Raw genomic sequence first — 12,545 nt, 5'->3', positions numbered from 1 at the left:
TACTGCCTCCCCCTGCTTCCGCTGATTCTTCTCATGTCGACTACTTCTTTACCCGGACCGTCTTCGTCGACCTCGTCTCCAGGGTCATCGCGTCGGCCTCGGCGACTTTCGCCTTCAGCCGAACAGTACCGGTCGCCGCATCCTCCACGTCCACTACCTTTGCGAGCAGTTGTGAGGTCTGCTCGTGGCCGGAGACGTGCGCCAGCTGGACGGCCCGGCCCAGCCGGGCGGCGGCGCCGGCGGTGTCCCCGCGCTTGCGCAGATCGACGCCCTGCTGGATGACGCGGGCCAGCTCCTCCTGCCCGGTGTAGTGGGCGACCTGCGGATGGAGCGCGGTGGCGGCGGCCGGATCGGCGGTCCACACGGCGCGCACCAGACCGGGCCGGGCACTGACCGTCACCCCGTCCGGGCCGACCAGGGACACCCGGGCGGCCAGCATCTCCTGGCCCACGTCGCACGGCGGCACCCGCACACTGAGGTGGTAGTCGCGGGACTCCTCGCCCCAGGAACCCGTCGGATAGTCCCCGGCGCGCGGCGGTGCCTCGGCACGGCGCCCGGTGAGATCGGCGACTGCGGGGGCCACCTGCTTCACGTACCGCACCGACGCGCCCAGCGGCGTCCACAGGCGCAGGCTCACATCCCCGATGCCCTTGCCCATCACCGCCTCCATCATGGCGGTGAAGTCGGCCGTCAGGTCCTCCGGTTCGGCGACGATGTCGGCGCTGCCCAGGAGCGTGCCGGCGATCTCGGTGACCTCCCGCACCTCCCAGTCGGTGCCGACGCCACGCGCGTCACACGTGAAGTGGCCCGCGCACCGCTCCAGCGCCGCGCGCAGCCGCTCCGGCTCCTCGTGCTCGTTACGGCCGTCGGTGAGCAGCAGCCCGTGCCGGACGGCGGCGCCGGAGGTCGCCAGCAGCCGGTCGGCGAGCAGCAGCCAGGTGCTGATGGCGGTGCCGCCGTCCGCCGTCAGCCCGCCCAGCGACCGCCTCGCCGCCGCGCGGGTGGCCGCGTCGGCGACCGCGAGCCGGCCCCCGCCCGGATAGACCTCCCTGGCCCGGTGCGTACCGGCCACCACGGCGAACGCGGTGCCGTCGCGCAGCGTGTCGAGGGCCGCCTCGGTGGCGCGGCGGGCCGCGTCCATCTTGGCGGAGGGGTAGTTCATCGACCCCGAGCAGTCCACCATGATCACCACGGCGGCGTCCGAGGACCGGTCACCGCCGGTGGCGGTGACCGTGACGATCGCGTGCATCTCGTCGGCGCCTCGGTGCAGATACTCGTTCTGGTAGACCTCGACGCCGAAGACCGGCCCCGTACTCATCGCGCCACATCCACCACCGGGAACGGGATGACCGCGACGGTGATGTTGTCGTGGCCACCCGACTCCAGGGCGTGCCGCACCAGTTGCTGGGCGGTCGGCAACGGGGTCTCCCGGGCCCCGGCGGGCACCAGCCGCGCCAGCTGCTCGGCGGACTCGGCGTAGTTCCACAGGCCGTCCGTGCACACGATCACCACGCCGGGCCGGTCCGGCTTGAACGACGCGGTGTGCGGCTCGACCTCGACCGCGTCCGCGCCGAGCCAGGCGGTGATGGCGTGCGCGCGGTGGTCCGCCATCGCCTCCGCCTCGCTGAGCAGCCCGGCGGCCACCATCTGGGCCGCCCACGAGTCGTCCTCGGTCAGCCGGGCCGCGGCGGCGCCGCGTTCGGCGGGGATCCAGTAGGCGCGGCTGTCGCCGACCCAGCCCACGGTGAGGATGCCGCCGGCGGTGACCGCGCTGACCAGCGTGCAGGCCGGGGCGTTCTGCCCGGGCTCGGCGGCGGCGTCGGCCAGATCGGCGACCGCGCGGGCGGCCGACAGGACGGCGTCGTGCATGGCCTGCTGACCGGAGACGCCGCGCGGCAGCGAGGCGAGCAGCGATTCCGCCGCCGCCTCGGAGGCGGCGGCGGACGCCTCGTGCGGCCGGGAGGAGGAGGACACGCCGTCACAGACGACGGCGATGACCGCCGGTGAACCGTCGGCGAGGGCGGTGGCCGAGACGGTGAACGAGTCCTCGTTGCGGTGGTGCCGCAACCCCAGGTCCGTCACGGCGGCCACCCCGCCGAGCGCCCGCTCGACATGATCACGCTCGCCGGGCTGCGCCCGGCCGCAGTCGGAGCAGTAGCCGTCGGCGTCGACCCGGCCCTTCGAGCAGAGCGCGCACAGCACGGGATGGGTCTCGCGGTTCGGCGGCCGAGCGTCCCGCGTCCGCGGATCGGCGGCGGCCCGCGGATCGGCGGGGGCGGTGCCCAGGGAGTTGGCGGCGGAGGCGGAGCCCCCGGAACCGGCGGCGGAGGCGGAGGCGGGGGCCCCGGACGCGGCGGAGGCGGAGGTGGACCCGGACGCGGAGGACGGGGAGGTGGGCCCGGACGCGGCGGACGCGGACGCTGCGACGGAGGCGGCGGCAGTGGCCCGCGGATCGAGGGAGGGCAGCCGCGGAGCCGACGAGGGCTGCGCGGGGGCGGGCTGCGCCGGGGCGGCCGAGGACGGCGGCTGCGACGGCGGCGCCGACGCCGCCCGGGGCGCGGCCTTCCCCCGCGCCGACCCGGCGGGCCCCTGCGGCTGCGGCTGCGGCGGCGGCAGGGTGAAGTCCGGCTCGGTGGGCGTGTACGCCTCCCCCCGCCCCGCACCGGCCTGCCCGCCGGCCGGCCCGGAAGACGCCCCGCCCTGCGGCGGAGCCGCCGGGGCGGCGGAAGGCGCGTTCGGCGACGCTGCCGGGGCGGCAGGCTGAGCCGGACGAGCAGCGGCGGCGGAACCCGCCCCGGGCCCCTGCGCTGCCGGGTCGCTGGGTGCGGGCCGTGCGGGGTTGTCGGGCGTCGCTCCGGCGGCGGCCCCGGCCGAACCGGACCGCTGGGCGGAAGCGGGAGCCGGGCTCGTGGCCTTGCCGTTGCCCTTGCCGGCCCCTGCCGCGGAGTGGCCGGGGATGGCCGGGGAAGTGGTACCCGGACCCGCAGCCGAAACGTTCGGCTTGCCGTCGTGTGCCTGGGTGGTCGCGGCGGGCTGCTGCGGCGCGGTTCCAGCGGGCGCGGCCGGGGTGCTGGACGCGGCACCGGGCGCCGGCGCCTGCGAAGGGGCGCCGCTGCCGGGGGCAGCTGCTGCCGGTGACGGGTGCGGGCTGTTGGCTGCGGGGTGCTGTCCGGCGCCGGGCGCTGGGGCGGGCTGCTGCGGGGCGCTTCCGGGGTTCGGCGCCGGTGTGTGTGCGCGGGGTGCGGCGGACGGCTTGTCGTTGCTGCCGCTGGTTCCGCCTACCGCCGGTGGCGATTCCGGGCCCTGTCCGGCGCGCTGCGAGGCCGTACCGGTGGGGGTGGCTGGTCCGTTGGCGGCCGTGCCCGGGGCCTGGGCCGGGGGAGCCGTGACCGGTGCGTTGTCGCTGCCGGTTGCCGCACCGGGGTTGGTGGTGCGGCCTTGAGCGGTGCCGGGCGCGCTGGGGTTCGGACCCGCGCCGTGCGCCGGGGTGTTCGCGGCGGTGGGCTGCTGGGGTGTACCGATACCGGGGGCTTGCGGTGCAGGCGCCTGCGCGGCGTCCGGTGCCGGTGCCGGTGTTCCGGGGGCACCGGTCGGCGTGCTGCCGGTGCCCGGCATGGCCGGGCTGCCCGGTGCCGTGCCAGCCGGCCGGACCGGGGCGGTTCCGGGGCCGGGCGCCGCTGTATCCGGAGGTGCGGCAGGGGTGTTCGAGACCGCGCCGGCCGGTGCTTGCGCCCCGGCGGGGCGGGCCGGGGTCGCGCCGGTGCCGGGCGCCGGTGGCGTGGCGCCGGGGTGAGCGGGCGCCTGGGCCCGGCCGGCGGCCGGGGGCCGCCCGCCCAGGGCGGGGGCCCCGGTGGCGGGGTCGTTCGGTCGCCGATCGGGTGTGGACGTCGATGCCGCGTCCGGGGTCTGCGGCGCGGCCGGGGCCGTCTTTCCGGGGGGCTGCGTGCCGGTCGGCACCGTCGCGCCGTTGCCTGCGGGGGCCGCTGGGGTGCGGGGCGCCGCACCAGCGGGGTCCGTGGCCTGTGGCCGGGCACCGGCGCCGTCCGTGGTGCCCGGCTGTGCCGTGGCCTGCGGTCCGGTGGCCTGTGCTCCCGCGCCCCGCTGAGTTGCCCCCTGCGCTGCCGCGCCCGGTGCGGCCGGGCTCTGTGGTCCGGTGCCCTGCGCTGCCGCGCCCGGTGCTGCCGCGCCCGGTGCGGCCGGGCTCTGCGGTCCGGTTCCCTGCGCTCCCGCGCCCCGCGCCCCCGGCGCGGTGGGGCGGCGGGCGGCGGGGCGGGCTGTCATCGGGGGAGGGGTGCGCAGGTGTTGGCCGCAGTTGCCGCAGAACTCGTCGTCGGCATCCAACGGCTCACCGCAGCCGGGGCAGGCGGAGAGTTGGTCGAGCTGCGGCATCGTCACACCCATGTCCTCGGGCGGAAGCGGTTGGCCGCCTCCACCAGTTCAATCCGTTCACTACTGTCCGGCGCCCACTGCGCGAGCCGCCGGTAGGAGCGTTCCAGACCCAGTCTGATACCCGTCTCCTCCAGTGGCGTGCCCAGAAGCCGCCCATCCTGTCCGGAATGGCCGGACAGCAGCCAGTCCAGCGCGGACCCCAGCACTTCACAGGACAGCTGTTCACCCAGCGATGGTTCCAGTCCGCCCGCGAGCAGCGCCTCCACCTGCCGCCCCGCCGCCAGCAGGTCCGGCAGGAGCGATTCCGCAGGTGAACGCTGCCGCAGCCGGGCCCGTACCGCCGCCACCCGGGCGGCGATGTGGTGGGCCGAGGTGTCGGGCACCGACTCCAGCGCCGCCACCGCCCGCTCGCGGTCGCCGGCCGCCAGCCGTACCCGGGCCAGGCCGAAGCCCGCGCTGACATGGCTGGGATCGGTGCGCCACACCAGCTCGTAGTAGTCGGCCGCGTTGTCCAGCTGGCCCAGGGTCTCGGCGCAGACCGCGAGCGCCAGCTTCGGCGCCACCTCGCCCGGGAACGCGTCGTACACCGCGTCGAAGGACAGCGCCGCCGTCCCCAGGTCGCCGGTGGCCAGTGCCGCCACGCCCTGGTACCAGACGACCCGCCAGTCGTCGCCGTACTCGTTCTCCAGTCCGGCCAGCAACAGGCGGGCGCTCTCCCGGCCCCGGCTGTCCGGCAGTTCGAGCAGCGCGCGCAGTTCGCGCAGCCGCCGCTCCACGGAGTCCGCCGGGGCGGCGTTCAGGGCGCCCAGCAGATCGGACGGGGCGGCGGCCGTCAGGCCCGACAGGAAACCCGCGTTCGGGTCGTCCGGGGCGACCTTGGGCACCGGCAGCGACAGGGCGGTCCGTTCGATGTCCACCGGCATGGTCAGCGGGCCGGACGCCGCCGGCGACGCCGGCGCCGGCCGGGGGTGCTTCCCGCGCCGCCGCCGCGCGCCCAGGGCCGACACCTCGCGGCCCACGGCCGGCATCAGCTCGGTGTCCGGCACCCGCAGTTCCGGGCCGAACAGCTGCGACAGCGCCGGCTGCGGCTGCCCCGACTGGAGCGCCACCACCTCCCGCAGCACGCCCGTCAGCTGCTCGGACATCTGCTGCGCCGAGGAGAACCGCCGCTCCGGGTCCGGATCGGTGGCCCGGACGAGCAGCCGGTAGAACGACTCGTACCGCTGGAAGACCTCCACGTGCTCCGGCTCCGGCAAGCTGTCCTGGAAGACCGTCGTGTAGCCCTGGAAGTCGAAGGTCAGCACCGCGAGGGTCCGCGCCACGGTGTACAGGTCGGACGCGACGGACGGCCCGATCTCGGCGACCTCGGGCGCCTGGTACCCGACCGTGCCCCACACCGCGCTCCCGGTGTCGTCCATCCGCCGCACCGCGCCCATGTCGATGAGCTTGAGCTGGTCGTTCTGCTGGATCGCGTTGTCCACCTTGAAGTCGCAGTACAGCAACTGGCGGCTGTGCAGATGCGCGAGCGCGTCGAGCGCCTCGATGCCGTACGCGCACGCCTGCTCCACCGGCAGCGGGTCGCGGCGGCCGTCGGGGGTGCGGCGGGCGTTGGCGATCTCCTTCAGCGACCGGCCGCCCACGTACTCCATCACGATGTAGCCGTCGAGGCTGCCGGTGCGGCGGTCGAGGTGTTCGACGAAGTTGTAGATCCGCACGATGGTGGAGTGTTCGATCTCGGCGAGGAAGCGGCGTTCGGAGATGGCCACTTCCATGGCGTCGTCGTCGCCGGTGTCCAGCAGGCCCTTGAGCACCACCCAGCGGTTGCTGACCTTGGTGTCGCGGGCGAGGTAGATCCAGCCGAGGCCGCCGTGGGCGAGGCAGCCGGCGATCTCGTACTGGTCGTGCACCAGGTCGCCCGGGCGCAGCTTGGGCACGAAGGAGTACGGGTGGCCGCAGCGGGTGCAGTACCCCTCGCTGCGGCCCGGCCGGTCGCCCCGGGTGCGGCCGACGCGTTCGCCGCAGTCGCTGTTGCCGCAGAAGCGTTTGCGCTCGGGTACTTCGGGGTCGGCGAGCACCTGGTCGAGCGGGTCGGGGCGCGGTACGGGGGGAACGGTCACCAGGCCGGCGCCGAGCCGGTGGCGGGAGCCGGTGGCGGTGGACCGGGAGCTGCGGACCGACACCGAGCGGTCCGCGAACGGGTGGGCGCCGGAGCGGGACAGCGAACCGGAGACGGAACGGTGCGACAGGCGGGAGCTGGGCAGCGACCGCGCGGAGCCGGGCCCGGCGCCGGAATCCGGGCCGGGCCCGGGGGCGGGCCGGGGGGCAGAACCGGCCGAGGCCGAGGCCGGCTCCGGCTCCGGCTCAGGGGAAGGGGCGGGGCCGCGCTGCGGGGGAACGGTCAGCCCGGTGGCCACCGTCCCGATGTCGCCGCGCGGGGACAGCACCGGGGCGAGCCCGCACAGGTCGCAGTACAGCCGGCCGTCGCCGACGTCCTCGTACCGGCCGGCGCAGTCGGGCCGCTGGCAGGGGAGCGGCCCGGACCCGGTGCCGCTCATGGCTCGCTCCTCGGGGAGAGCAGGTCGGCCGCCACCTCCTGGTAGCGCTGGACGGCGCCCTCGGCGGCGCGCAGATCGCACGGCGCGGTCCACAGCAGCCGGCGGGCGGCGTCGTACCGTTCGGCCAGCAGCGGGTCGTCGTCCTTGCCGAGCCGGACGGCCTTGGCGCGGTACGCGTCGAGCCGGCCGCGCAGTTCGGCGCGTATCGCGAGCGGGGCGGTGACGGCGGAGAGGGAGGAACGGGCCCGCTCCAGCTCCTCCTCGGCCCGCACCTCCAGGGCGTCCAGGAGCGGGGAGAGCCGGTGCCACTGGGCGCGGCGCCGGTAGTCGCCCGCGGTGGCGAGCTGTTGCTGGAGGGCGACGGGCGGCCCGCTGACGGCCGGCACCTCGCTGGCGGCGATCTTGGAGAGCACCTCGACCCGGGCGGCGCGGGCCTCGGCGAGGGTGCGGTCCGCCCGGGAGAGCACGTCGCGCAGGCCCAGCAGCCGGGCTTCGGCGTCCTTGCGCACGCCGAAGACGGCGTCCACCTCGCGCCGGATGTCGTCCAGGGTGCGGGCGGCCCGGTCGTAGCGTGCGGTGTCGGGGCGGCCTCCGCCGGGGGTGGCCCGGCCGGGGTCGGGCAGCCAGAACGCCAGCGGGTCGGAGATCACCTCGGCGCGCAGCGCGGTGAGTTCGCCGGTGACCCGTTCCAGGTCGTCGCCGGCCGGGTGGGTACCGGGGCGCACCCCGGCGGAGTGGGCCAGTTCGCTGACCCGGCGCAGTTCGGCGGAGAGCAGGTCTATGCGGGCGGGCAGCGCGGACCACACGGCGTCGGCGGCGGCGACGACGTCGAGGACTTCGGCGTACCCGCGGTTCATCCGGGCCACCAGCTGCTGCCAGCTGGTGTGTTCGGCGAGCAGTTCGCCGCCGGAGATCACCAGGTTGCGGCCCTCCAGGAGCAGGCTGAGCCGGGTCAGTTCCTCGCGTCCGGGGAAGCGGCGGCGGGCGCGCAGCTCACGGGCGGTGGTGAGCGTTTCGGTGCAGGTCTCGAACCAGGACCACAGGTCGGCGACGGTGGCCTCGGCACGCTGCCAGCGTTCGCGGGTGAGCCCGGTGAGCCGCGCGCCTTCGAGCAGCCGGCGGCCGGCGTGGTCCTGGAGGGTGAGCAGGGAGGACTCGATCGCCTCGTGCTCGGCGGCGAGCCGTACGAGGGCGCGGTCCACTTCCTCCCGGCTCAGCACCCGTTGACCGGAATCCGGGGCCATTGTTCTCCCCTCTGTCCCGTCCGCCACTGCTTCTGCTGCATGCCTGCTCACCTGGTCTGATCTGCTCGGTTCCGACTGCTGCTTGATCCTTCCCCCGCCCGGGTGCGGTTCACCGTCAGTCCCGGTAGCGGGGCGCGGCCGGCTCGGGCGAGATGTCCGGCGGGAACCAGTCGGCGAGCCAGGTCCGGTACGCCAGCTGCCAGGCACTGCCGTCGCCACCGGAGCGGTAGTCCTCCAGTATGGCGTTGACCCGGCGCACCAGGTCCTGGTCGTCGAGGTTCATGGCGATGCCGTAGGACTCCTCCTTGATCGGCTCGCCGATCAGCCGCATGGTGGGGTCCTGCGCCGCGTGGGCGGCGGCGAGCGCGCCGTCGGTCATCAGGGCGTCGGCCTCGCCGAGCTGGATGCGCACCAGGCAGTCCAGGTGGCCGCCGGCGGTGACCAGTTCGGCGCCGTGCGGCTCCCGCTCCAGCAGGACGCGGGCGGTGGTGTCGTCGCCGCTGCACACCCGCATGCCGGCCAGCGAGGAGTCGAAGCCGGTGATGCCGGACCAGCGGGGGGCGAGCAGTTGCTGGCCGGTGTCGAAGTACGGGGCGGAGAACGCCACCGCCTCCCAGCGGTCGCAGGTGATGGACATGCTGCGGATGACCATGTCCACCTCCCGGTTCTCCAGCAGCGGGATCCGCTGGTCGGTGGGGATGGGCCGCAGGGTGACGCGTCCGGGGTCGCCGAGCAGATCGGCGGCCACCGCGCGGGCCAGGTCGATGTCGAAGCCGATGACGGTCTGCGGGTCGTCGGGGGCGCGGTAGCCCCACAGGTAGCTGTTCTGGTCGACGCCCACGATCAGCCGGCCGCGTTCGGTGATCCGCCGGACCGCTTCGCCGCCGTCGCGGGAGGGCGACCAGCTGTACGCGGCGGGGTCGGTGCCGTTCGCGCAGGTTTCGCGGGCGGCGAGCGAGCCGATGGTGTCGTCGTCGTCCGTGGTGTCGTCCACCTGGACCACCCGGCCGCCGGCGACCGGTGGCGGCTCGCCGTGGGCGTGGCCGGCACCGGCGGTGTCGCCGGGGGAGGGCAGGGAGCCGGCCAGCATCCAGCCGGCCAGCGCCAGGCCGCAGGCGGCGGTGAGCAGCGGACGGCCGCCGCCGGGCCGCCGTCGGCGGGTACGCGTCCCGGTCCGGGTACGTGCCCGGGCTGGCGCCGAGGCGAGGGCCGCAGCCGCGGCGGAGGCCGCGGACGCGGCCGGGTCCGTCGCGTCCACGGGTCCCGCTGCCGTGGTGTCCGCTCCTGCCGTACCCGCGGGTCCTGCCGCCGTCGCGTCGGCGCGCTCAGCTCCCGTCGCGTTCGCCGCTCCCGCCGCGTCTGTCCGCGCCCGTTCCGTCACCGTCGTCCCTCCTCCCTCACAGCCGCACCCGCACCCGCACGCGCCCCCGCACCCACCCGCTCACCCGTACTCCGCCAGCCGCTGGTTGATCCCCAGCACGGCGCAGCCGGCCGCCAGTACCGCCAGGGACAGCGCGCCGACCAGCAGCCCGGTCCTGGCCGTCACGGCCCGTTCGGCGGCCCGGGTGAACTGGTCCTGTTCGTGCGCCAGTGCCTGCGCCAGCGCCTCGTCCACCCGGTCGAAGGCCTCCCCCGTGGAACCCTCGCCGATGACCAGTTCCACCGCCTCCTGGTACTCCCCGGCATTCTCCCGCTGCCTGGCCTCCTCGTGCAGCCCGCGCCACTCGCCGACCGCCGCGTGGGCCGCCTCGACGGGGGCCCGGCCGGCCTCGTCGTCGGCCAGCTGCCAGGCGGTGCCGAGCCGCCCCTGCGGGGTGTCCGCCGCGTCGCCGTCGGCCGCGCCGTTCTCCCCGTTGCCGGCGGGCAGGCCCGCCAGTTCGGTCATGCGTTCCTGGTAGCTCTCCTCGAACCCGGTGCCCGAGCCGCGCGCCACCAGGGTCATGCCCTCGGCGCCGCGGGCCTGGAGCGCCGCGATCCAGGCGTCGTTGAGGGCGCTCAGCGACTGCGCGCCGCCCCGGTCCGCGTCGTGCAGCGCCGCCCGGGCCAGGGTGTGCGAGCCGGTCAGCCACAGCAGCAGCACCAGCGCCGCCCCGGTCGCCGCGAGCAGCCCCTGGTTGAACACCCGGTGGGTACGCAGCCAGTGCCGGCGCTGGACCCAGGCCAGGACGGCCAGCGCGAGGCCGGCGGCGGCCAGCGAGAACCACGGCCAGTCGGCGGCCCGCCGGGCATCGTGCTGGAAACGCTCGGTCTCCAGCGCGTACAGCGACGCGGCGGCCGGCAGCAGGACCTCCTGCATCCGGCTGTCGGCGTACCGCAGATAGGCGCCGCCCAGCGGCAGGCCCAGCCGGTCGTTGGCCCGGGCCGTCTCCACCAGGCCGGTGTAGACCGGGAGTTCGGCGTTCAGCTCGGCGGTCAGTTCCTGCGCGCGGGGCGAGTTGCCGGTGTGCGCCGCGGCCCGGGTCAGCAGGGCGGCGGCGGTGGCGACGCGCTCCTCGTACCGTTCCCGTACCTGCGGGTCGGAGCCGGTGCCGGTCAGCAGCGCCACGGCGGCGCTGGTGTTGGCGTCCGCGAGCGAGCGGTAGATGTCGGCGGCCTCCGCGCTCAGCGGCTGGCTGGAGTCGATGAGGGTGTCGGCGGCCTCGGCGCGGTCGGCGATCTGCCAGGCGGTGGCCGCGCCGAACAGCAGCAGGGCGGCGACCACGGCCGCGCCGATGATCCGCAGCCGGCCGGGTTCGGTACGGGCCGCCGCGCGCAGCGAGCGCACCCCTTTCGCCCAGTCCGACAGCCGGGGTCTGCCGGGCGGCCGGGGCGGCACCGGCGGGGCGGGCGGCGGTACGGGCGGTACGGCCGGCGGGGCAGGCAGGGAAGCCGGCGGCAGGGCCGGTGGTGGCGGGCCGGGTGGAGGCAGGCCGGGCCGCGCCGGGGAGTGCGGTGGCTGCGTCACGGTCGGGCCTCCCCCCTCGTGTGTGGCCACGGCCAGAAGTATGGCCGCCCGGACGGATTCCAGACAGGGTTTGCGGGGATCTTGTCGCGATCGCGATGTTGTTCCGCGCGGGCCGCCCGGCGCGCGTCCCCGTTCCCGCTCCGTCGCCCGTCCCGTCATCCCCTGACACGCATTGACCACCCGTCAGGTTGCACCTACCGTCGCATCGGTCTTTTCTCCGTCCCCCCACCACGAATGGAGAGATCCGATGAGCCGCTCGTTATCCCGCCCGGCCCGCCCCACCCGCGCGCTCGCCTCGTTCGCCGCCCTGCTCACCGCCGCCGGTACGGCCGCCGCCCTCTGGCTCGGCGGCGGCACCGCCACCGCGACCTCCACCGGGAACGGGCCCGCCCCCACCGGGCCCGAGCCGTCGGCCGTCACCCCGTACCAGCAGCACGGCGCCCTGGAGATCTGCGGCACCCGGCTGTGCGGCGAGGACGGCACCCCCGTCCAGCTGCGCGGCATGAGCAGCCACGGCACCCAGTGGTTCGAGCACTGCCTGACCGAGGCGTCCCTGGACGCCCTCGCCCACGACTGGGGCGCGAGCGTGCTGCGGCTGTCCACCTACGTCCAGGAGGACGGCTACGCGACCGATCCGCAGTACTTCACCGACCTCGCGAGCCGCGTCATCGACCAGGCCACCGCGCGCGGCCTGTACGTGATCGTCGACTGGCACATGCTCACCCCCGGCGACCCCAACGCCAACACCGACCTGGCGAAGCGGTTCTTCACCGACATCACCGACCGCCACGGCGACCAGGACAACCTGCTGTACGAGATCGCCAACGAGCCCAACGGCGTCAGCTGGCAGAGCATCAAGAGCTATGCCGAGGAGCTGATCCCGGTGGTCAGGGCGGGCTCCCCGGACGCCGTCGTGCTGGTCGGCACCCGTGGCTGGTCCTCGCTCGGCGTCTCCGAGGGCTCCGACGAGCGGGAGATCATCGCGAACCCGGTCGACGCGGAGAACATCGCGTACACCTTCCACTTCTACGCCGCCTCGCACCGCGACAACTACCTCGCCGCCCTGGACCGGGCCTCCGACCAGCTGCCGGTGTTCGTCACCGAGTGGGGCACCCAGGACTACACGGGCGACGGGGCCAACGACTTCGCCAACGCCCAGCGCTACCTCGACCTGATGGCCGCCAAGGGCATCGGCTGGACCAACTGGAACTTCTCCGACGACTGGCGCTCGGGCGCCGTCTTCCGCGAGGGCTCCTGCGCGGCCGGCCAGTTCAGCGGCACCGCCCCGCTGAAGGAGGCCGGTATCTGGGTCCGCGACCGCGTGTGACCCGCGCGCGCCGGTGCGGCGGCCGGCCGGACGGAACCCTCCGGCCGGCCGCCGCGCCGGTTTCCCTCCGCTGATCAACCGCTTCC

Annotated in this window: 8 protein-coding genes; 2 read left to right on the top strand and 6 right to left on the bottom strand. The window is 75.5% G+C overall.

From position 1 onward, the window contains the following. Positions 1–40: 40 nt before the first annotated feature. The gene (locus tag BM385_RS18295; protein ID WP_019432803.1) at positions 41–1,318 is read right to left on the bottom strand and encodes a vWA domain-containing protein; all 1,278 of its coding nucleotides are present in this window, start codon (positions 1,316–1,318) and stop codon (positions 41–43) included. Further along, on the bottom strand, positions 1,315–2,202 hold the full coding sequence (locus BM385_RS18290; protein WP_093843701.1) for a PP2C family protein-serine/threonine phosphatase: 888 nt from the start codon (positions 2,200–2,202) through the stop codon (positions 1,315–1,317). The genes BM385_RS18295 and BM385_RS18290 overlap by 4 nt, the downstream gene beginning before the upstream one ends. A gap of 76 nt (positions 2,203–2,278) precedes the next feature. On the opposite strand from BM385_RS18290, the gene BM385_RS27230 reads away from it, so the two are divergent. Then, entirely contained in the window at positions 2,279–2,764 is a 486-nt protein-coding gene (locus BM385_RS27230) for a hypothetical protein (RefSeq protein ID WP_175543032.1), read from the top strand. A gap of 1,627 nt (positions 2,765–4,391) precedes the next feature. Here BM385_RS27230 and BM385_RS18280 read toward each other — a convergent pair. From BM385_RS18280 to BM385_RS18265, 4 genes are all read right to left on the bottom strand, one after another. Further along, complete coding sequence (locus BM385_RS18280; RefSeq protein WP_093843700.1) at positions 4,392–6,944, bottom strand: serine/threonine-protein kinase; 2,553 nt, start codon at positions 6,942–6,944, stop codon at positions 4,392–4,394. Beyond that, entirely contained in the window at positions 6,941–8,188 is a 1,248-nt protein-coding gene (locus BM385_RS18275) for a hypothetical protein (RefSeq protein ID WP_019432807.1), read from the bottom strand. Before BM385_RS18275 ends, BM385_RS18280 begins: the two co-directional genes overlap by 4 nt. Before the next feature lie 115 nt (positions 8,189–8,303). Continuing rightward, positions 8,304–9,446 (bottom strand): glutamate ABC transporter substrate-binding protein, encoded by a 1,143-nt coding sequence (locus BM385_RS18270; RefSeq protein ID WP_246338272.1) that lies wholly within the window; start codon positions 9,444–9,446, stop codon positions 8,304–8,306. A gap of 183 nt (positions 9,447–9,629) precedes the next feature. Further along, positions 9,630–11,132, bottom strand: coding sequence for a GlnX family signal transduction membrane protein (locus BM385_RS18265; RefSeq protein WP_367889608.1), 1,503 nt, complete (start codon positions 11,130–11,132; stop codon positions 9,630–9,632). Positions 11,133–11,379: 247 nt separating this feature from the next. Here BM385_RS18265 and BM385_RS18260 point away from each other — a divergent pair, with 247 nt between their 5' ends. Beyond that, entirely contained in the window at positions 11,380–12,459 is a 1,080-nt protein-coding gene (locus BM385_RS18260) for a glycoside hydrolase family 5 protein (protein WP_093843698.1), read from the top strand. Positions 12,460–12,545: the final 86 nt, after the last annotated feature.

The sequence above is a fragment of the Streptomyces harbinensis genome, assembly GCF_900116145.1.
GTDB classification, from domain to species: Bacteria; Actinomycetota; Actinomycetes; order Streptomycetales; family Streptomycetaceae; genus Streptomyces; species Streptomyces carpaticus.
Note: the sequence above shows the minus strand (reverse complement) of the source record. Positions and strands in the feature narration are given on the sequence as shown.

What these genes read in the sequence shown, in the direction of transcription:
- BM385_RS18275 (WP_019432807.1), bottom strand. Translation starts at nt 8,188, where the DNA reads ATGGCCCCGGATTCCGGTCAACGGGTGCTGAGCCGGGAGGAAGTGGAC.
- BM385_RS18280 (WP_093843700.1), bottom strand. Translation starts at nt 6,944, where the DNA reads ATGAGCGGCACCGGGTCCGGGCCGCTCCCCTGCCAGCGGCCCGACTGC.
- BM385_RS18295 (WP_019432803.1), bottom strand. Translation starts at nt 1,318, where the DNA reads ATGAGTACGGGGCCGGTCTTCGGCGTCGAGGTCTACCAGAACGAGTAT.
- BM385_RS18260 (WP_093843698.1), top strand. Translation starts at nt 11,380, where the DNA reads ATGAGCCGCTCGTTATCCCGCCCGGCCCGCCCCACCCGCGCGCTCGCC.